Raw genomic sequence first — 19505 nt, 5'->3', positions numbered from 1 at the left:
ACGACATCAGGAACACAACAATGGCACATCGAAATCGAGTTCAACTGAACGTGCCGGGAATCGCTGTTTTTGCGGCAGAGGCACAGGGCGCGATCACAGCATTGGAAGAACAACTCGCTCTGGCTAATGCTCAAGCCGCAGAACTGCGCCGCGATTTGTTTGAGGCCGCGCAGATGCAGCGCTATCTGTGTGGACCGCGACTTGTGCGGCAAGACTCGATCGAGATCGCTGCGGAACTGTTCCCAGTGCGCCATCTCTCGGGCGACTTCTATTGCATCGCCGATTTCGGTGCTAGCAAGATGCTCGCCGTTGGAGACATCTGTGGGAAGGGATTGCAGGCCGGAATGTGGTCTGTTCACGTGCTGCAACTCTGTCGCATGTATGGCAGCAATACCCAGGATCCGGCATCGGTTTTGCACACGCTGAATGAGACCATGTGTGCAACATGCCCCTCTCCTCCGTTCACAAGCATGTTCCTTGCTTACGTTGATTGCGAACGAGGTGAACTCGTATACAGCAACGCCGGCCATCCTGCGCAGATTCTGCTAAGAGAGAACCAACCGCCTGAGATGCTGACTGCGGGTGGTCCGTTGTTGGGTGTTCTGCACGAGGCTGAATACCAGAGCGTCAGCATCCCGCTGCGTCAGGGAGACACACTGATTGCATTCTCCGATGGACTGATCGAGTGCAGGAATGAGCGAGATGAAGAGTTCGACACCGCGAAGGTGATCAACGAAGCCCAGAAGGCAATGTCGCTTTCAATCTCGGAAATGCTGTTCTCAGTGGTTGGCGCGGCCCAAGACTTTTCTGGAACCCGGGCGCGGGAAGACGATTGCACCGTGATGGTCGCTCGATTTCAAGACAGTCAAGATGCTGCCTAGATTGCCAGACAAATCGACTCTGGACTGAACACATTCGAAGTGTGCGAAGGTGCTCTCTCGATCAATTGACGCAGACGCAAATCCCGCCCTCGGAATTGCAAGTCAGTTAAACGCATTTGATATTCGCCACTACTGGTTCCGCCCTTTCACATCTATTTAAACGTTGGTCAATTCGGCGCGCTCGATCTTTCGAGTCGCTTGGAGATGTGGGGTACAGAATGAAGGTAGTCGATCTGTTGGCAACGGCGTTGGTGGTTATAGGAGCGTTGAACTGGGGACTTGTGGGTCTCGCGCGGTTTGATCTGGTAGCCGCGATCTTTGGTATGCACTTCGGTGAAACCTCGGCTCTGACTTCCATCGTGTATGCGTTGGTGGGACTCGCGGGGATATACGAGGGGGTTTCATGGAAGGCAATGCAGCGACGCTGGAATCCGGAGCTAAGCATGAACCGTGCCCGGTAACGCAATATCGCGCTAAAGAAAAAGCCCCGGTTCGAGCCGGGGCTTTTCACTTGTGAACAATTTCTATTGTTTGTTTGCTACCTGCAGCCGAGCTTCGGCACGGGCCAAAGCGAGTGAAGCTTCCTCGAAGGCGGCTGCGTCATCGGCCTTCTTCAAGTGCTCCTGCGCACGGTCTCGGGCAGCTTCAGCGCGAGGAATATCAATGTCCTCGGCGCGCTCGGCAGTTTCTGCCAGAATCGTGACTTTGTCGGGCAGCACTTCGGCAAAGCCCCAGGCCACAGCCAGACGCGTTGTAAGACCGGCGTTGTTGTACGTGATTTCGCCGACCGCAAGTTCGGTAATAAGCGGCGCGTGGCCGGGGAGAATTCCGAGATAGCCGTTGCGGCCCGGTATCTGGATCTGCTCGGCACGGTCCTTTATGACCTGGCGCTCCGGCGTGACAATTTCGAGTTCTAGTGAATCTGCCATAACAGTGTCCTGGTTCGACCGGATCAGTAGCCCCAGCCATAATCGGATTATGAACTGGGGCTAATCTCCCGGACGCTAGGCCTTTGCCTTCATCTGCTCAGCGGCTTCGAGCACTTCCTCGATCGAGCCCTTCATGTAGAAGGCCTGCTCAGGAATCGCGTCGTGCTTGCCGTCAATGATTTCCTTGAAGCTGCGCACCGTATCCTCGACTTTGACGTACTTGCCGGGGAATCCGGTGAACTGCTCGGCGACGTGGAAGGGCTGCGACAGGAAGCGCTGAACCTTGCGGGCGCGCGACACAGTCAGCTTCTGATCTTCCGACAGTTCGTCGATGCCAAGGATGGCGATGATGTCCTGCAGATCCTTGTAGGTCTGGAGGGTCTGCTTCACAGCCTGCGCTACATCGTAGTGCTCCTGGCCAACAACGCGCGGATCGAGAATGCGCGAGGTGGAGGCCAGAGGATCGACCGCCGGGTAAATACCGATTTCAGTCAACGCGCGGTTGAGCACCGTTGTTGCATCGAGGTGGGCAAACGTGGTGGCCGGAGCCGGATCCGTCAAATCGTCGGCGGGCACATAGATGGCCTGCACCGAGGTGACCGACCCCTTCTTGGTCGAAGTGATGCGCTCCTGCAACTCGCCCATTTCGCTGGCGAGGTTGGGCTGGTATCCCACCGCTGAAGGCATACGGCCGAGCAGTGTAGATACTTCGGAACCCGCCTGGGTGAAGCGGAAAATGTTGTCGATGAACAGCAGCGTGTCGGCGCCTTCGGCGTCGCGGAAATGCTCTGCGACGGTGAGGCCAGTCAGTGCCACGCGCAGACGCGCCCCTGGAGGCTCGGTCATCTGGCCGTAGATAAGTGCAGCCTTCGATGCGGATGGATCGCCTGCCTTAATGACGCCCGACTCCTGGAACTCGAGCCAGAGGTCATTTCCCTCGCGGGTGCGCTCACCTACTCCGGCAAAGACCGAGTAGCCGCCGTGCTGCTTGGCGACGTTGTTGATGAGTTCCTGAATGACGACCGTCTTGCCGACGCCAGCGCCACCGAACAGACCAATTTTGCCGCCCTTCAAGAAGGGCTGGATGAGATCGATGACCTTGATACCAGTCTCGAACATCTCGGCGCGCGTAGATTGCTCGTCAAAGGCCGGGGCTTGGCGGTGAATCGGCATGCGCGTTTCAGAGCCGATCGGGCCAAGGCTATCCACCGGCTCGCCGATCACGTTCATCACGCGGCCCAGCGTCTGACGACCTACGGGAACGCTAATGGGGCCACCGAGGTCGATGGCTTTCATGCCGCGAACCATGCCTTCGGTGGGTTCCATAGCAACACAGCGAACGCGACCTTCGCCAAGGTGCTGCTGCACCTCGAGGATTACATTCACCGGCTGCGGGGTGTTGAACCCATCGCTAACAACACGAAGGGCGGTGTAGATCGAGGGAATGGCCGTTTCGGAAAACTGTACGTCAACGGCGGGTCCGGCGATCTGAATGACGTGTCCGATGTTTTCAGGCATATGTAGAAAACCTTGTTTCAAAGTTTCAGGGTTTCAAGGTTCCAAGGTTGCCCTTGAAGCTGAAACCCGTAGTGCCAATATCGTTTGCTTCGCTTGCGCGAAGGCTGAATTACAGAGCTGAGGCACCGCTGACGATTTCGATGATTTCCTTCGTAATCGACGCCTGACGGGCGCGGTTCATCGAGAGCGTGAGCGAGTCGATCAGTTCGCCTGCATTGTTAGTGGCAGAATCCATGGCCGTCATACGGGCTGCATGCTCAGCGGCAACAGACTCCAGCATGGCGCGATAGATTTGCCCAACAACGTACTTGGGAAGCAGCGCGCGGAACAGCGTAGCTGCGGGCTGCTCATAAATGTAGTCAACTTGCGCAGTGGCAAAGCCAGCGGCACGACGGTCGATTTCCGATGTATCCTGCGCCTCGAGGCTGATGCCTGCCGAAGTCGCGGCCTCACCTGCACGCTCGCGCTCTTCTGCCGAGGGCTCGATCGCTTGCTCAATGTCGCGCTCGCCCAATTTGCTGACGGGCAAAAGCTGCTCAACTACCAAGCGCTGAGCAATCACCGATTTGAATTCGTTGAACAAAATATAGACAGCATCGACTTCGCCTTTTGTGTAGCGTTCGATGATATCTTCGGCAATCGGCGAGACTTGCGCGAATTGCGGCACCTTCAGGATTCCAAGATGCTCGCCGGTAACGCGCACTTGCGCAGTACGCTCTTCATCTGCCGCCTGCGCCGGATAGCGCCGACGGAAGTAGTCGCGTCCCTTGCGTCCGACGCACTCGATGTCGACGTTGATCTCGGTTTCGGAGCTTGCAAGCTTCGCATCGAGGAAGCGCTGCGCAGCCTTAAGCAGGTTGGAGTTGAATCCTCCAGCCAGTCCGCGATCTCCCGTGACGACGACGAGCACGATGTTGCGCTCCGGGCGGGCTTCCAGCAGCGGATGCTTCGCTTTACCTGTATCGGTATCGATGACATCGGCGCGCTCGACAAGCGACTTGAGCACGTTGGTCAGCATTTGCCCGTAAGGGCGGGCGGCCAGGGCGCGGTCCTGCGCACGGCGAAGTTTCGCGGCAGAGACCATCTTCATGGCCTTGGTAATCTGCCGCGTGCTCTTCACACTGCGGATACGGCGCCGGATGTCCAGAACGTTAGGCATATTCGTTCACTCTGGCAGTTGCCCCTATTGAGCAGCCGTGGCTACGGCTGGCTTGCGCTGCGATTCGCGCTCGGCAAGGAAGCGTTCCTTTGCTTCCTTGATTGTCTTGTTCATGTCGGCCTTGATCTCGTCGTTGAGTGCCTTCTTCTCCGCCAGATTCTTGAACAGAGCGGGGTTGGCGGTCTCAACATAGTTGTAGAGCGCCTTCTCGAACGGACGCACGTCTTCGACAGCGATATCGTCGAGATATCCGTTCGTACCGGCATAGATCGACAGAACCTGATGCGTGAACGGCAGCGGCTCGAATTGTCCCTGCTTGAGCAGCTCGACGAGACGCGCACCGCGATTCAGCTGCGCTTGCGTCGCTTTGTCGAGGTCGGAACCGAACTGCGCAAATGCTGCGAGTTCGCGGTACTGCGCCAGTTCCAGCTTCAGGCTGGAACCGACCTGCTTCATTGCCTTGATGGCAGCGGAGAATCCTACACGCGATACCGAAATACCGACGTTCACAGCAGGACGCACACCGGAGTTGAACAGGTCAGCTTCGAGGAAGATCTGACCGTCGGTGATCGAAATGACGTTCGTCGGAATGTACGCCGAAACGTCACCAGCCTGCGTCTCGATGATCGGCAGCGAGGTGATCGATCCACCGCCCAGCTTTTCGCTCAGCTTGCTCGAGCGCTCCAGTAGACGTGAGTGGAGATAGAACACGTCGCCCGGATAGGCTTCGCGCCCCGGTGGACGGCGGAGCAGCAACGAGATTTCGCGATAGGCCGCCGCGTGCTTCGAAAGATCGTCGTAAATCACCAGCGCATGACGCCCTGTGTCACGGAAGTACTCGGCGATAGCAGTGCCCGAGTACGGCGCGATGTACTGCATCGGAGCCGGATCGGAAGCCGAAGCTACGACAACAATGGAGTACGCCATCGCGCCCGCTTCTTCCAGAGTCTTCACAACTTGGGCAACGGTCGAGCGCTTCTGGCCGATAGCCACGTACACGCAAATGAGGTCGCCGCCCTTGTTGTTGATGATGGTGTCGAGAACGATGGCGGTTTTACCGGTCTGGCGGTCGCCGATGATCAGTTCGCGCTGGCCGCGTCCGATAGGAATCATGGCGTCAATAGCCTTGATACCGGTTGCCATTGGCTCGCGCACAGGCTGACGATCAATAACGCCGGGGGCCAGGCGCTCGACAGGATTGTATTTGTCGGTGACGATCGGGCCTTTGTCGTCGATTGGTTGCCCCAGAGCATTGACGACGCGGCCGATGAGAGCATCGCCCACAGGCACGCTCATGATTCGACCGGTACGCTTAACTTGGTCGCCTTCGCGGATTTCAGTGGCTTCGCCGAGGAGCACGGAACCGACCTGATCTTCTTCGAGGTTCATGGCCAGACCCGCGATGCCATGCGGGAAAGAGAGCAGTTCGCCGGCCATAACCTTGTCGAGACCGTGAATACGGGCGATGCCGTCGCCAACGGAGATCACCGTACCAACTTCATCGACAGTGATCTTGTTTTCGTAGTTTTCGATTTGCTCACGAATGAGCTGTGTAATCTCGTCTGCTTTAATCTGGGCCATTTTAGCTCTCAGCTACCAAGCACCGATCTGTGACCGGCGGTGGCACTTGATTGATCAAAACTCAAAACAACTGGAGCGCCGTGTTGGCGTCCCAAAATCCTGCTTGCCTTGGCACCGGAGACCGGCACCACACAACTGCCTATTCCTCGACCAACTGCTGACGCAGGCGCTGCAACTGTCCACGCACGGTGCCGTCGTAAATTGTGCTGCCTACACGAACCTTAACGCCGCCAATCAGCGTTGCATCAGTCGAGTAGTGGGGCTGAACCGTCTTGCCAGTAAGGCGCGTAATCTCCGTCACCAACTGGGCTTGCTGCTCGGGACCAAGCTCGCGAGCGCTCACGATATCGGCATGAATGCGTCCCGTGCGGCTATTGAGCTCCTCATCCACTAGCTTAGCGATCTCTGGAAATAGCGCGATGCGATCCTGGTCGATGAGCACTGCTACGAAATTGCGCAACGGACGTTCCGTGATTCCAAGCCTCACGGTCAGCGAATCAAGAACCTGATGCTTCTGCTCAACCGGAATGGCGGGCGATTCCCAGACTTCGCGCAGATCGCGGCTCTCCTGAAACGCAGAAACGAGCGAGTGCAGATGCTCGATGGCTTTGGAGACGTCCAACTTGCTGTCGGTGACTACATCGGCAAGGGCACGGGCGTAACGGCCGGAAACGGCTGCCATTATTGTCCATCCTTTCCGAGCTGCGAAGCGAAGTCACGCACGAGAGCGTGGTCTGTAGCTTCGTCCACGGTGATTTTCTTCTCTGCCAAGCCGACCGCGAGATCCGCAATGTAAGCCTTCAACTCGCGTTGCGCAGTACGGGATGCTGCGGCAATCTCCTGCTCAGCAGCGGCAACCACGTTCTTCGCATCCTGCTCAGCAGCGGCTTTAATGCGCTGCTCTTCTGCGCTGAAATCCGCCTCGGCTGCAGTCCTGATCGCGGCAATTTCGGTATCGAGCTTGGCAAGCCGACTCTCAATTTCCGCTAGACGCGAACTGGCTTCAGCACTGGCTTTCCGAGCTTCTTCGATTCCCTTCTGAATCTCGGCATTGCGCGGGGCAAAACCGTGCGGCAGCGCCTTGCGAACGATCCAAACAAGAGCACCGGCAAGAATCAGAAAATTGATGGTCAGAAAAATCCAGTACACAGCCTCTTTCGAGAGTCCGGTCTTGGCCGCAACGCCACGCACGACGGAGGAGTACTTGAACTGAATGTTCTCTTCTTCCTCTTCTTGAGGTGCGCGATTGTCTTTAGGCTCTGCAGCGACTTTCCCTTCTGCGTACTGCTTCTGAACTTCAGACGATTGCTGGGTCGCGGTCGCAGGCGGCTGCGACGGAGCTTCAGATTGGGCAACCACCACACCAGTCCCCAACACGAGACCCAGCCCAAGGATGTAAACGTGAATTCTCTTTGACATTTAGCGTCCGCCCACCGAGGCCGGGCTGGTTCCGGCAGTCTGAAGGATGGTCTGAATTATTTGGTTGGCGAGGCGATCACTTTCGACGGGAAGCGACGTACGCGCGATTGCGACTTCCTGCTCCATTTGAGCCTTGGCTTCAGCGATTTGCTGCTGGGCGCGCTCACGAGCTTGGGCTACGGCGGCGGCGCGAGCCTCCAGGGCCTGCTTCCGGCGGGTGTCGAGTGACTTGAAGATTGCCAGCCGAGCTTCGCGAAGGCGGTTCTCGTACTCGGTTGCGCGAGCGGCTGCGGCGGCAACGTCAGCGCGTGCCTGCTCGATCGCTCCCTGCGTGCGCTTCCGACGTTCGGCCAACACGGCTTCCAGCGGCTTGTGCACCAATACGTGGTAGAGACCGTACAGTGCCAACAGAAGCACCACGGTTGGTATGGAGCCGAGCAGTAAATTACCTAATTGATTGAGGGTTTGTTCCATTTCAATATCGTGAGTGCGACAGCCGAGAAGTAAGGGAACCCACAAGAAACTTCCGAAGCTACCATTCCCTATGAGGTACTGTCAATCTTTCCCTATATTTTCTATTAACTTAGCCCGTACGGTAAATGAAATCGGGAAGGAAAGCAGGAGACGCTCTCGATCTCACTTGACTCAAGAATGGACAGCGCTACCATACCCCCATCGCCTCCGATCCACTCCAGGATCGAATGGGCTTATGGTTGAGGAATAAACATTCCGCTCCTCACCCATAGGCCCATTTAATTTTCTTATGAGCTTAATTGCAAGCAAAATCGTCTTAGGAGCAAGAACAATCCCTTAGCGGAACCTTAAGCACTTCGCCCGGGCCCGTTCTCGTCTTCTTTGACTTAGTTTTGCTGGGGTCGAAAACCTTCGATTACAACGAAACGCTCCAGCTTTCTAAGGAGGGAACGCGGGGCATCCACCTCGAACTCCACCATTTCACCCTCAGCATATTCGCGAGAAAGGATAATCGAGCGCGCTTCGAGCTGGGCTAGGACTTTCCCCTCTGCCTGAGGCACCCGCAGATGCGCCCGCTCGACGGGATCGAGATCAAGATGTGCATCGATGGCGGCCAACAACCGATCGAGGTTGAGTCCTCGAGCAGCGGAAATGTGGACGTCATCCTCGTTGTCCCGGAGTTGCGAGCGAGCCTCATCATCAAACAGGTCGATCTTGTTCAGCACATGGAGTTGAGGCTTGTCGAAGGCATCAAGCTCGCGCAGAACCGACTCCACCTGTGCCATTTGCTCCGCAGCCGTCGGACTGGTTGCGTCTGTCACCTGCAGCAGGAGTGCCGCCCTCTGCACCTCCTCGAGCGTGGCGCGGAATGCAGAAACCAGCGTCGTCGGCAGATTACGAATGAATCCCACCGTGTCCGATAGCAGCACGTCTCGCCTTGATGGCAAAGTCACTGTCCGAAGCGTGGGATCGAGTGTGGCGAACATACGCGAGCTTTCAACGACGCCCGCGCGCGTCAGCGCGTTGAATAGCGTTGACTTCCCCGCATTTGTATAGCCCACGAGCGCAACGACCGGCACCGGAACGCTTTCGCGCCGCCGCCGCTGCTGCGACCGGATGCGCCGCACTTCCTCGATCTGTTGCTTAACATGGCGGATTCGCCGAAAGATCTTGCGGCGATCGGTTTCAAGCTGTGTTTCTCCAGGACCGCGCGTACCAATTCCGCCGCCGAGTTGAGACATCTCCGCACCGCGCCCCGTGAGGCGTGGGAGCATGTATTCGAGCTGTGCTAGCTCAACTTGAAGTTGACCTTCACGCGTGCGTGCGTGGCGTGCAAAGATGTCGAGAATTAGCTGAGTGCGATCGACCACCCGGCAGTGAAACTCGCGTTCTAGATTGCGCAGTTGTGAGGCAGACAATTCATGGTCGAAGATGAGCACGCCCGCATCGGCCATTTTTGCGGCTGCAGCAACCTCTTCGACTTTGCCGCGGCCGATCAGCGTAGCGGGATCAGGACGATCTCTGCGCTGCATGATCTCGCCAACAACGGTAGCGCCAGCGCTCTCGGTCAGTTCATGGAGTTCGGCCAGAGACTCGAAGGCGCTAAACGGAACAGCATGATCAGAAGCCTCAAGACGAAGCGAAGTTCGGGACGCAGACTTGGCCTGTAAGGCTTGGGGTGGAATGCGCGCAGGTCGATGCGCAGACTCCTCCGCTGGCTCATCATCGCCACGTGGGCGCGAGCTCGGCTGACTGCGAAACTCAACTCCTACTAGAAATGCACGTTCAGGTTCGCCGGGAACACGGGGGCGTGTAACCGAAGCCGCGGCGGCTTCCAGAGAACCGGGCAAGCGACGCTCAGCGATGGCTCACCCCTGCGACGTAGACGTTAGCGGCGCAGCAGGCGTCGTGGCTGGAGAAGCCGCGACCGACTGCGGCGGATGCGAGGCTGGGCGCTCCACATGCGGGGCGCGCGCCATGACCACGGTCGAGATGGCATGCTTGAAGATCAACTGTTCCTGGTTGTTTGTCTCCAGCACAACCGAATACTTGTCGAAAGAGCGAATGCGTCCGGAAAGCTTGACGCCACTGAGAAGATAAATCGTGATGACGGACTTGTCTTTTCTTGCAGTGTTGAGAAACGAGTCTTGTATGTTCTGTGCCGGTTTGCTTTCCATCGGTCACTTCTCCTTCAAGTAGAACAGCCAGAAAACCAGAAACGCCGCCCACACAAACATCTGGCGGGTTAACCCTGTCCGGCGGGGGAAAATCGCGTCTCCCGGACAAGCCACTACGATACGGCGTCCGAGGAGCAATTTCAACTTGGATACAACTTTGGTGGAAGAACATGAGGGCGAGGCAACGACATTGGACCGTTTTGGGCTGAAAAAGAAGGGAGCCCCGAGAGGCTCCCTGAATACTGCAATTTACAACAGGTTAGAAGCTGTACTTGAGCCAGAAACGGATCGTACGACCGCCGTAAGCAGTGATGCTCTTGTCGGCGAGATCCGAGCTGGTCAGAACGAACACTGGAATGCCGAGATTCGCGTGATTGAACGGATTCGCCATTTCGGTGCGTACCTGGAACTGATGTCCCTCAGTGATCGGGAACGTACGCGCAAGCGCAAAGTTCCAATCCTGAGTTCCGTTGGTGTAAAGGCTATTGCGACGAACGTTTCCGTACAGAGTATTCACGCCATCCGGAACATACCAGTGAACGTCGCTCATCTTTACGACAACGCCCTTACCCTTCAGAGCAGACGGGCCGTCATAAAGCACGCCAGGAGTTCCACCGATCTGCATGCCGTCGAGTGCCCACTTGTTCATCGGAGCTTTGGGGTTGGCCAAGGAAGGACGATCCGATGCGATTCCGTCGCCGTTGCCGTCGAAGCCGTCGGCTACGGTTTCAGGAGCGCCAGTCTGGAAGCTAGTCGTGCCCGAAATCTGCCAGTGCGCCAGAACTTCACGCGCGATCTTGCCAAACGCGTTGTCTGTATTGTGCAGGCTGGGAATTGCATACACATACGAGAACACAAAACGGTGTTTGCGGTCATAAGCGGACGGACCGTAATCAGCCTTGCGATTGTCCAGGATCTGCGGGTAGGAGCTGTATCCGGAGGTGACGAACACTTCCGAACCGTCATCGATCATCTTCGAGTACGTGTAAGCTGCGCGGAGCAGCAGACCGTTGCTGAAGCGACGATCCAACTTAGCGTTAAGAGCGTGATAGTTGGAATCAGCAGTGTTGGCACGGATGATAACACGGCCGAAGTCGGGGTTCAGGTGAGTCTCGTAATCGAAGTTCGTGTAGTTGAGTTCGCGATTTGCAAACAGCTTCTCGCCACGGCTTCCAACGTATGCCAGGGTGAGGACAAAGTTGCTAGGAAGTGCACGCTCGACGTCGATGTTCCACTGGTGCGTGATCGGTGCGACCAAGTTGCTGTCAACCAGCTCCTGGAGCGAGGTCGGGCTGTATTCACCAGTGATGCCGGCGAATGCGGTTGTGGCGTTCGCCAAGCCGCGACCATCACCACCAGTGATTGTGCCGCCGAACACGTTCGGCGAATTGGCACCCGAGTTCACGAGGATGTTGTTGAAGAACGAGTCATAGAACATACCGTATCCAGCGCGGAGAACAGTCTTCTCATCGCCAAACAGGCTTTTCCAGAATTTCGGCGTGTAAGAGATACCTACACGAGGAGCGAAGTTGTTGTTGTCATTCTTAACGACTTGGCGAGCGGGCCAAGGCTCGGACGCAGTTCCGAGCTGTGTGATCGGGAGCTTGGCATTGATCGCCGGGTATTTCAGGCTGTTCTCGGGGTTGCCGGCATATTCATAGCGGACACCCAAGTTGAGCGTCAGGTTCGGAAGTACGCGCCAGGTATCCTGGACATAGTAGTTCTGAACCAAGGCGTTACTGCGAAGACGACTGATTCCAAAAACCTTGGAAAGGCTTCCGCTCTCACCAGTGTAGTTATCCGCAAAGTTGGCCAGAGCAGAGTAGGTTCCGCCATCCGGGCTAGTACCGCCGGATTGGAACGCCAGAGTACCGCGGCCGTTGAACGGAATGGTGTCGTAGCTCCAAATTTCGGACATATCGAGTCCGAACTTGAAGGTGTGCTTACCCGTCGTCCAGTTGACAGCATCCTGCCACTGAATCGTGTTGTGAGTACGGGACTGCGGATTGCCAGAATCCATACCGAGCGCAAGGTTGGTCAGGCCATCGATTGTGTACTGCGGACCCAATGCAGCCGGGTTCGCCTTGGTCGCGGGTGTGGGCAGGAACCCGAAGTTGATGCGCCCGAACGAGAAGCGGGCTTCGTTTACAACATTCGGAGTGAACGTGTGTGTGTGAAGAATACCCAGGTTCTGAGAGCGACCGCCCTGCATGGTATCGAAGCCGGGCATAGCCGTTGAATTCGTAAAGAAGTCAGGCGACAGGAATGTGTCGTCGAAGATGTAGCGGAAAGTGAATGAGTCTTTGCTGGTCGGCAGATAATCGACACGAGTTGTCCACTGGTCATCATGCGACCGCTCGGCAACACCGGTGCGCTGCACCAGGCCGGTTTCAACTACAGAACCGTTTCCGAGGTACTCGCAATTTGCATTGCTCGCATCAGTGGTCGCGTTTCCGGTACAGGGCTTCGCGGGGGTCGGCGCTACCAGTCCATTCAGACCGGAGACCAACAGTTTTGCGTTTGCACTGCCGTACGCGTTCAGAGCTGCAATACCGGCCGCGTCTGGAACACGGAACGTGGAACCATTTGCGCTGGTCCCATAGCGATCCCACTGGTAGGTACCAAAGGCAAACAGCTTGTCCTTCTTGATCGGGCCACCAAGAGAGAACCCGAACGTGTTGTCATGCATAGGAGCCTTCGGGCTCCCAACAAGCTTGGAATCAAAGGTGTTCGCATTCAGGGCCGAGTTCTGGAGCAGGTCCCACGCAGATCCGTGGAACTGGTTGTTCGCACCCTTGAAGGTAACGTTCGTAACGGAACCGCCGCCCTTGCCATATTCAGCGGCGAAGGAGTTGGTCTTGATTTCGACTTCACTGATCGCTTCAGGGTTGGTGGCCTGCATGGCCTGACCTTGAATGGCGGAGTCGTTATTATCAAAGCCGTCGAGCAGGAATTCATTTGCTCTGGGGCGGGTGCCATTGACCGAGAAGCCCACGCCGTTGGTCATGCTGTCACGACCGGCTTGGCTAACAACGCCGGGCTCAGTAAGAGCCAACTCGATCGGGTTCAGCGAGGGAATAGGAAGTTCGGTGATTTCTTTGCTTGAAATTTCGTGGCTGATTTCGCCGCTGATCGTCTGCAATTCCTGAGCAGAGGTCGCTTCGACGGTAATAGAGGTAGCGCTGGACTTTACTTTAAGTTCGGCATTGATAGAGGTGGTTACACCGGCGTGAACGACCACCTTCTCAACCTTGAACGGCGCGAAGCCGGTCCCATTGATGGTGATGACGTATTCACCAGGCGACATCGCCGAGACAAGGTAAACTCCGTTAGGCCCAGTGGGAACATTGCGGCTTTCGCCGCCGGCGGCTGCGACAACGCTAACAGAAGCGTTGGGCACCACGGCACCGGAGGAATCTGTAACCACGCCGGTGATAGTTCCCTTTGACGTCTGAGCGAAACCGAAACTGGCTAAGAACACCAGAATCAGCGTGCTGACGAGAAAGTATTTGAAGAATCTGTTGTTTTTCACTTCTTGTTTCTTCTCCATAGGTGACGTGAATGCAACAGCAAGCAACGCCAATTCAAAAAACAGAACAGACAACGAGTTGGGTGATTCAAAGAACTAAGTACCTTAGTACCTGCAACTCTCGTTCCAGAGTGGCACTTCTGGGTAGTGTCGAAATTTCAGTAGCTTAGGAGCAGGAGTAAGTTGTGGAAAATTGGAAATATATGATTTTTGGTAAATCCTGATTTCAGAGATGTTGAATTCGGTAGAGTTTGCAACAAAATGGTGTTCTGAAATACGTAGGGAAGGATCAGGACGAGCATCCCTCAAAAATTCTCTCCTACAGCCGTCTCCGGCCTTACTCGCCCTATAATTGACACCATGGATGAACGGGACTTCTACGAGGAGAGGCAGGAAACCAAGAAGCATCTGGTGACCTGTCCGCATTGCCGACAAGAAATGGAATATGAGATCGGCTGGATTGTGCGCACAAAGAAGAAGTCGCTGCCGCCGAGGGCTGACGAGCGGGACCGCGCAAAGTACGCAAAAGCCCAGAGCTATATGGTCAGGAAAGACGATCTACTCGCCTGCAAGAACATTCGCTGCCGCAAGCGTTTCGAGATCGTGGGCATACAGAGCGTAGCTTTCCTATAAACGAAACAATTCATCGACCCTAAGAGGGCGCCAATCGGCGTCCTTTTCTGTTTTCGCGAAGTCCATAGATTCAGCATCAAAAAGTGAATGGCTATTCATTTTTCTGCCAGCGCAGATATACTCGTCGGTCCCGCAGCCGCATCCTAGTTGCTGGCACATCAGAGATGAAGCGGGGGTGCTTCTCTCTTGGATTTTTCGAGTTTCCAGACACTTGGGGTGTCTTCAGTTCAATCCTTCGTTATTCGAGGTGCAGGTGAAAATCCTGGTTTGCATGAAGCAGGTTCCGCAGAAGGATGCGCCTCTCAAGCTGAATGAGAGCGCCACATGGATCCGCGAAGATGTGGGCTACGAGGTAAACGAGCCCGACGCTTATGCGCTGGAAGAGGCGCTACGTCAAAAAGAGAAGAATGGCGGCGAAGTCGTGGTAATCACGGCGGGTCCGGCGCGCGCACAGCAGGTACTACGCGAGGCGCTGGCCAAGGGCGCCGACCGCGCGATTCATCTTGAAGACGACAAATTCGTTACGCTCGACGCCTTCAACATCGCTCGAGCCTTTGCCGAAGCGATCAAGGGCGAGCAGTTCGACCTGATCTTTACCGGCTTGCAGTCGGATGACTACGGCTATGCCCAAACCGGCGTGCTGCTTGCCGAATTGCTGGGCTGGCCTCATGCCACGATCATCATGCACATTGAGGCCAAGGATGGCGGCATTCGGGTGAAGCGCGAACTGGAGAACGGCTACTTCCAGCATGTAGATATGCCGCTGCCCGCCGTGCTGACGATCCAGTCCGGAATCAACAAACTACGTTACGCCACGTTGATCGGCATCAAGCAGGCTAAGAACAAGCCTCTGCGCAAGGTGACCTATGACGAGGTCGGCGCGGCGCTGAAGCCGAATCAGTTGACGATCGAGCGGCTCTACATTCCAAAGAAAACGAAACAGACGGAAGTCATTCAGGGCTCGGCGGCGGAAGTTGCCAAGAAACTGGCTTCGAAGCTGCGCGATGAGCTACGGGTGCTGTAAGCGATGACGACTTCACGGATGAAACCGAAAGACCTGGAGCAGACGCGAGAGGCAATCAACGTAGTGCGCTTCGTTGGAGGCCTGCTGTTGATGGTCGCCTTGCTGCTCTATTTCTTCCACCTGGCGGAGGTTCCTGCAGGCCACTACGTGATTGGCGTCGGCTCTGCGGTGTTTGCCATTGTCGGCGCGGCAATGCTCTGGGTGGGACAACGCAAAATTCGCGCACTGCGCTAACGACGCACGATACAAGTCGATCGAGGAAACGAGAGATGGCGGATACGATTTTGGTAGTGGCGGAACAGCGAGAAGGCAGGCTGAACCGCGTCTCCTTTGAGACACTCACGGGCGCGCAGGCGCTGGCGAAACAGACCGGATGGTCGTTGGAGTCTGCCGTCGTGGGCAGCAACATTGCGTCCGCAGCCGACGAACTCGCAAAGGCGGCGGTGACAAAGGTGTATGCAATAGAAGACGCGACTTTGGAGCGCTACACACCCGATGGTTTCGTGGCAGCGCTCAAGAAGTTCATTGAAACGCAGAAGCCGAAGCTCATTCTGCTGCCGCACACGTACCAGGTACGCGACTTTGCGCCGAAGCTCGCAGCTTCGCTCGGCAGCGTGCTGGTTAGCGATGCAGTTGCGTGCAAATTCGAGGGCGGCAAACTGATCGTCACGCGCCAGATGTTCCAAGGCAAGTTTGCCGCGGATGTCTCGCTGTCAGGCGATGGGCCATGGTTCGTCAGCTTCCAGGCTGGAGCGTTCCGTGGCGATCAGGTGGAGACCGGCACTTCTCCGGTTGAAAACGTGAATGCCACCACCGGCGAGATTCGCACCAAACCCGAAACGCCTTTTCAGGAAGCAAAGCAAGCCGTAGATCTGTCGCAGGCCGAAATCATCGTGTCGGTCGGGCGCGGAATCAAAGAGCAGAAGAACATCGAGATTGCCAAAGCTCTGGCCGATGCGCTCGGCGGCGAGATCGCGGCTTCACGCCCGATCTGCGACGCCGGATGGCTTCCGATGGAACGCCAGGTAGGCTCCAGCGGACAAACCGTAAGCCCGAAGCTCTACCTCGCACTCGGAATCAGCGGTGCCATCCAGCACATCGTGGGCATGAAGGGCTCCCGCAACATCATTGCGATTAATAAAGATGCCGAAGCGCCAATCTTCGAAATCGCGGACGTCGCGGTCGTGGGCAATCTGTTTGAGATCGTCCCGGCTCTGACGGAAGAAGTTAAGAAAGTAAAAGTTTAGTTCGAAAGGGTTCCATGATCTTCCGAACTCCCATAGAAGGTATCGACCACCCGGAGATGGAAGCCGACGTCGTGATCGTTGGCGGCGGACCGGCAGGAATGGCTTGCGCACTGCGCTTGTCGCAGTTGATTGATGAGCACAACGCCAAACATCCCGACCAGCAGCTCTCGAAGGAAAACATCTACGTCCTCGAGAAGGGACGCGAGATTGGGCAGCATTGTCTTTCGGGCGCGCTGCTCGATCCCAAGTCAATGGACGAGTTGCTGCCTGAATGGCGGAAGGAAGCTCCGATTGAAGCCGAGGTCACGAGTGACAGTGTTTATTACCTGACCCGCAAGTCGGCCTTCAAAGCGCCGATCACGCCTCCGCCGATGCAGGATCACGGAAACTACGTCATCAGCCTGAATCGCTTTGCCAAGTGGCTCGGGTCGAAGGTGGAAGAGACGGGCATTACGGTATTCACCGGCTTTGCCGGAAGCGAGTTGCTGCTCGACGGCGATCAGGTTGTAGGTGTGCGCACCGACGACAAGGGCGTGGACAAAATGAACCAGCCCAAGGCGAACTTCGAGCCGGGATATGACTTGAAAGCGAAGATCACGATCTTGGCCGAAGGCACCCGGGGCTCGCTCACGAAGCAACTTACGGAAAAGTTTGACCTCTGCGCCGATTGCAATCCCATGACCTATGGTGTCGGCGTAAAGGAACTGTGGGAGTTGCCCGAAGGCCGCATCAAGCCCGGTGAAGTGATCTACACCATGGGGTATCCGCTGACCACGAAGGAGTACGGCGGCGCATGGATCTACGGGGGCAAGGACAACACGGTCTCGATGGGCTTTGTCACTGGCCTCGACTATCCCGACCCGCACACCGATCCGCAACACGTACTGCAGTCATTCAAACAGCATCCGTTTGTGGCCAAACTGCTCGAAGGCGGCAAGCTTGTGCGCTATGGGGCCAAGACGATGCCCTATGGTGGCTGGTGGTCGATGCCTCCGCTGGGTGGAAATGGCTGGATGATCGTCGGCGACTCCGCCGGTTTCCTGAACTCGCAGCGGCTCAAGGGCATTCACCTTGCAATCAAGAGCGGAATGCTAGCGGCTGAAACTGCCTTCGAAGCATGGCTTGCAGGTGATAACAGCGCAAAGCAGCTCAGCCGATATAAGCAGAGAGTGGACGAGAGCTGGATCAAGAAGGAGCTCTACCCTGTTCGCAATTTCCATCAGGGATTCGAGCACGGATTCCTGACCGGAATGCTCAACACAGGATTACTGCTTGCAACAGGCGGCTACGGCATCCGCAACCGCTACCCCGGACACGCCGGACACGAACGCATGCTCCCGCTCTGGGACGTTATGGGACATGCGGGCGAGCGCCAGCAACTCACAGGATGGGCGAAAGGCGATGGCAAGCTGACCTTTGACAAGCTGACGGACCTGTATCATTCCGGTACGCGGCATGAAGAGGATCAACCTGCGCACCTCATCATCCACGACACCGATATCTGCACAAATCGGTGCACGAAGGAATATGGCAACCCATGCCAGTTCTTCTGCCCTGCCAACGTGTACGAGATGGAAGAGTGCCCAACGGATCCTCAGAAAAAGCGAATTCACCTCAACCCGTCGAACTGTGTGCACTGTAAGACCTGCGACATCATGGACCCGTACCAGATCATCACCTGGGTACCTCCCGAGGGTGGCGGTGGGCCAAACTACGACGGCATGTAAGAAGCAACGTGACTAGCTGAATCAGCATCTCAAGATGTAGGCGTTTCGTCCTCCTTGCAAATCTGTTTAAGGCCCGGGATTCCGGGCCTTCTTTGTTGTCCGCCTGCATAGATGTATGACGGAGTCGTGGAAACCGGTGGTGCATCTAACAAGAGTTCCGGCGTTGGCTGCCGGCTTTCGGATGCCCCTACAGGATAAGTTTGGCCGTACTATCCAAGACCTTCGAATCTCCATCACCGACCGGTGTAACTACCGCTGCGTCTATTGCCGCACCGGCAACGACGGGCCGCAGTATCCCGAACTGAAGCTCGAAGACTACCTGCGCATGGCGCGCGTCTTTGTCTCACTGGGAATAGCTAAAATCCGCTTGACCGGAGGCGAACCGCTGCTGCGGCGCGACATTGTGGAACTCGTGCGCGAACTCTCACATCTGCGCACTAGGAACGGCACGCCCCCGGAACTGGCAATCACGACGAATGGACATCTGCTGGCCGAAATGGCTGAACCGCTCAAGAACGCTGGGCTCGGTCGCGTTACGGTAAGCATGGATGCCGTTGACCCTGAACGCTTCGCGCGAATCACGCGCGTGCCAAGAGGATACGAATCGGTTGTGGCGGGCGTGCGGAAAGCGCGTGAGATTGGGCTCGCTCCCGTGAAAGTGAATTGCGTGCTCCTTCGCGGGTTCAATGACAGCGAAATCGAAGCTTTTGGCCGCTTCGCCTGTGAGGAGCAGGTGATCGTGCGGTTTATCGAGTTCATGCCCCTGGAAGAAGGTCGCGTGTGGAGCCGCGACGTCCTCGTCCCACTCAGCGAGATACTGGACCGCATGACACGGTATGCGCCCTTCCACGAAATCGCACATGAACCCAGTTCGACCTCTCGGCGCTACGAATTCGACGATGTCGTCGGCGAATTTGGCGTGATCGCCCCCGTGACGCGTCCCTTCTGCGGAGCGTGTTCGCGGATCCGGCTCACGAGCGATGGAAAGATCCGTACATGTCTATTTTCATTGCGTGAACACGACTTGCATGGAGCGCTTCGGGATGGCGCAAGCGACCATGAACTCGCGAAATTAATTGAATACGCGGTGGCTCATAAAGAAGAGCGCCATCACATCGGAGAGCCCGGATTCGTTCAACCAGGTCGAACCATGGTTCATATCGGAGGCTAATGAGTCCCACTTTCGCCTTCGGTAGGCCAAATTAGT

At 56.5% G+C, this 19505-nt stretch carries 18 protein-coding genes; 8 read left to right on the top strand and 10 right to left on the bottom strand.

Annotated features, from left to right (window positions below):
• Positions 1 to 20 precede the first annotated feature (20 nt).
• The gene (locus AC6IZD_RS00950) at positions 21 to 881 is read left to right on the top strand and encodes a PP2C family protein-serine/threonine phosphatase (RefSeq protein ID WP_497785804.1); all 861 of its coding nucleotides are present in this window, start codon (positions 21 to 23) and stop codon (positions 879 to 881) included.
• A 218-nt stretch (positions 882 to 1099) separates the two neighbouring features.
• Entirely contained in the window at positions 1100 to 1342 is a 243-nt protein-coding gene (locus AC6IZD_RS00945; protein WP_497785803.1) for a DUF378 domain-containing protein, read from the top strand.
• Positions 1343 to 1405: 63 nt separating this feature from the next.
• On the opposite strand, the gene AC6IZD_RS00940 is transcribed toward AC6IZD_RS00945, so the two are convergent.
• The 10 genes from AC6IZD_RS00940 to AC6IZD_RS00895 form a co-directional block, all read right to left on the bottom strand.
• The gene (locus tag AC6IZD_RS00940; protein WP_497785802.1) at positions 1406 to 1810 is read right to left on the bottom strand and encodes a F0F1 ATP synthase subunit epsilon; all 405 of its coding nucleotides are present in this window, start codon (positions 1808 to 1810) and stop codon (positions 1406 to 1408) included.
• A gap of 75 nt (positions 1811 to 1885) precedes the next feature.
• The gene (gene atpD, locus AC6IZD_RS00935; RefSeq protein WP_497785801.1) at positions 1886 to 3328 is read right to left on the bottom strand and encodes a F0F1 ATP synthase subunit beta; all 1443 of its coding nucleotides are present in this window, start codon (positions 3326 to 3328) and stop codon (positions 1886 to 1888) included.
• 109 nt (positions 3329 to 3437) lie between these two features.
• Entirely contained in the window at positions 3438 to 4487 is a 1050-nt protein-coding gene (gene atpG / locus AC6IZD_RS00930; RefSeq protein WP_497785800.1) for an ATP synthase F1 subunit gamma, read from the bottom strand.
• Between the two features lie 24 nt (positions 4488 to 4511).
• Positions 4512 to 6068 (bottom strand): F0F1 ATP synthase subunit alpha, encoded by a 1557-nt coding sequence (atpA, locus tag AC6IZD_RS00925; protein ID WP_497785799.1) that lies wholly within the window; start codon positions 6066 to 6068, stop codon positions 4512 to 4514.
• Between the two features lie 139 nt (positions 6069 to 6207).
• Positions 6208 to 6750 carry an ATP synthase F1 subunit delta gene (atpH, locus tag AC6IZD_RS00920; protein ID WP_497785798.1) on the bottom strand — a complete coding sequence of 181 codons (543 nt, stop codon included), beginning with the start codon at positions 6748 to 6750 and terminating at the stop codon, positions 6208 to 6210.
• Complete coding sequence (locus AC6IZD_RS00915) at positions 6750 to 7487, bottom strand: F0F1 ATP synthase subunit B (RefSeq protein ID WP_497785797.1); 738 nt, start codon at positions 7485 to 7487, stop codon at positions 6750 to 6752. Before AC6IZD_RS00915 ends, atpH begins: the two co-directional genes overlap by 1 nt.
• Positions 7488 to 7961: a F0F1 ATP synthase subunit B family protein gene (locus AC6IZD_RS00910; protein WP_497785796.1), complete on the bottom strand. Its 474-nt coding sequence runs from the start codon at positions 7959 to 7961 to the stop codon at positions 7488 to 7490.
• 386 nt (positions 7962 to 8347) lie between these two features.
• Positions 8348 to 9811, bottom strand: a complete 1464-nt coding sequence (hflX, locus tag AC6IZD_RS00905; RefSeq protein WP_497785795.1) for a GTPase HflX — start codon at positions 9809 to 9811, stop codon at positions 8348 to 8350.
• A gap of 18 nt (positions 9812 to 9829) precedes the next feature.
• Positions 9830 to 10138 carry an RNA chaperone Hfq gene (hfq, locus tag AC6IZD_RS00900; RefSeq protein WP_497785794.1) on the bottom strand — a complete coding sequence of 103 codons (309 nt, stop codon included), beginning with the start codon at positions 10136 to 10138 and terminating at the stop codon, positions 9830 to 9832.
• A 259-nt stretch (positions 10139 to 10397) separates the two neighbouring features.
• Positions 10398 to 13670 carry a TonB-dependent receptor gene (locus AC6IZD_RS00895; RefSeq protein ID WP_497785793.1) on the bottom strand — a complete coding sequence of 1091 codons (3273 nt, stop codon included), beginning with the start codon at positions 13668 to 13670 and terminating at the stop codon, positions 10398 to 10400.
• 357 nt (positions 13671 to 14027) lie between these two features.
• On the opposite strand from AC6IZD_RS00895, the gene AC6IZD_RS00890 reads away from it, so the two are divergent.
• The 6 genes from AC6IZD_RS00890 (at position 14028) to moaA (ending at position 19469) form a co-directional block, all read left to right on the top strand.
• The gene (locus tag AC6IZD_RS00890; RefSeq protein ID WP_497785792.1) at positions 14028 to 14300 is read left to right on the top strand and encodes a hypothetical protein; all 273 of its coding nucleotides are present in this window, start codon (positions 14028 to 14030) and stop codon (positions 14298 to 14300) included.
• Between the two features lie 253 nt (positions 14301 to 14553).
• The gene (locus AC6IZD_RS00885) at positions 14554 to 15324 is read left to right on the top strand and encodes an electron transfer flavoprotein subunit beta/FixA family protein (RefSeq protein ID WP_497785791.1); all 771 of its coding nucleotides are present in this window, start codon (positions 14554 to 14556) and stop codon (positions 15322 to 15324) included.
• A gap of 3 nt (positions 15325 to 15327) precedes the next feature.
• Complete coding sequence (locus tag AC6IZD_RS00880) at positions 15328 to 15558, top strand: hypothetical protein (RefSeq protein WP_497785790.1); 231 nt, start codon at positions 15328 to 15330, stop codon at positions 15556 to 15558.
• Between the two features lie 35 nt (positions 15559 to 15593).
• A complete protein-coding gene (locus AC6IZD_RS00875) occupies positions 15594 to 16571 on the top strand; it encodes an electron transfer flavoprotein subunit alpha/FixB family protein (protein ID WP_497785789.1) in 978 nt (325 codons plus the stop codon).
• A gap of 14 nt (positions 16572 to 16585) precedes the next feature.
• Positions 16586 to 18298: an electron transfer flavoprotein-ubiquinone oxidoreductase gene (locus AC6IZD_RS00870; RefSeq protein WP_497785788.1), complete on the top strand. Its 1713-nt coding sequence runs from the start codon at positions 16586 to 16588 to the stop codon at positions 18296 to 18298.
• Positions 18299 to 18437: 139 nt separating this feature from the next.
• Positions 18438 to 19469, top strand: coding sequence for a GTP 3',8-cyclase MoaA (moaA, locus tag AC6IZD_RS00865; RefSeq protein WP_497785787.1), 1032 nt, complete (start codon positions 18438 to 18440; stop codon positions 19467 to 19469).
• Positions 19470 to 19505 lie beyond the last annotated feature (36 nt).

The organism is Koromonas humicola (assembly GCF_059726255.1).
Note: the sequence above shows the minus strand (reverse complement) of the source record. Positions and strands in the feature narration are given on the sequence as shown.

Bases quoted from the DNA above. Each gene is read 5' to 3' on its own strand.
- AC6IZD_RS00950 (WP_497785804.1), top strand. From the start codon at position 21: ATGGCACATCGAAATCGAGTTCAACTGAACGTGCCGGGAATCGCTGTT.
- AC6IZD_RS00945 (WP_497785803.1), top strand. From the start codon at position 1,100: ATGAAGGTAGTCGATCTGTTGGCAACGGCGTTGGTGGTTATAGGAGCG.
- AC6IZD_RS00940 (WP_497785802.1), bottom strand. From the start codon at position 1,810: ATGGCAGATTCACTAGAACTCGAAATTGTCACGCCGGAGCGCCAGGTC.
- atpD (WP_497785801.1), bottom strand. From the start codon at position 3,328: ATGCCTGAAAACATCGGACACGTCATTCAGATCGCCGGACCCGCCGTT.
- atpG (WP_497785800.1), bottom strand. From the start codon at position 4,487: ATGCCTAACGTTCTGGACATCCGGCGCCGTATCCGCAGTGTGAAGAGC.
- atpA (WP_497785799.1), bottom strand. From the start codon at position 6,068: ATGGCCCAGATTAAAGCAGACGAGATTACACAGCTCATTCGTGAGCAA.
- atpH (WP_497785798.1), bottom strand. From the start codon at position 6,750: ATGGCAGCCGTTTCCGGCCGTTACGCCCGTGCCCTTGCCGATGTAGTC.
- AC6IZD_RS00915 (WP_497785797.1), bottom strand. From the start codon at position 7,487: ATGTCAAAGAGAATTCACGTTTACATCCTTGGGCTGGGTCTCGTGTTG.
- AC6IZD_RS00910 (WP_497785796.1), bottom strand. From the start codon at position 7,961: ATGGAACAAACCCTCAATCAATTAGGTAATTTACTGCTCGGCTCCATA.
- hfq (WP_497785794.1), bottom strand. From the start codon at position 10,138: ATGGAAAGCAAACCGGCACAGAACATACAAGACTCGTTTCTCAACACT.
- AC6IZD_RS00890 (WP_497785792.1), top strand. From the start codon at position 14,028: ATGGATGAACGGGACTTCTACGAGGAGAGGCAGGAAACCAAGAAGCAT.
- AC6IZD_RS00880 (WP_497785790.1), top strand. From the start codon at position 15,328: ATGACGACTTCACGGATGAAACCGAAAGACCTGGAGCAGACGCGAGAG.
- AC6IZD_RS00875 (WP_497785789.1), top strand. From the start codon at position 15,594: ATGGCGGATACGATTTTGGTAGTGGCGGAACAGCGAGAAGGCAGGCTG.
- AC6IZD_RS00870 (WP_497785788.1), top strand. From the start codon at position 16,586: ATGATCTTCCGAACTCCCATAGAAGGTATCGACCACCCGGAGATGGAA.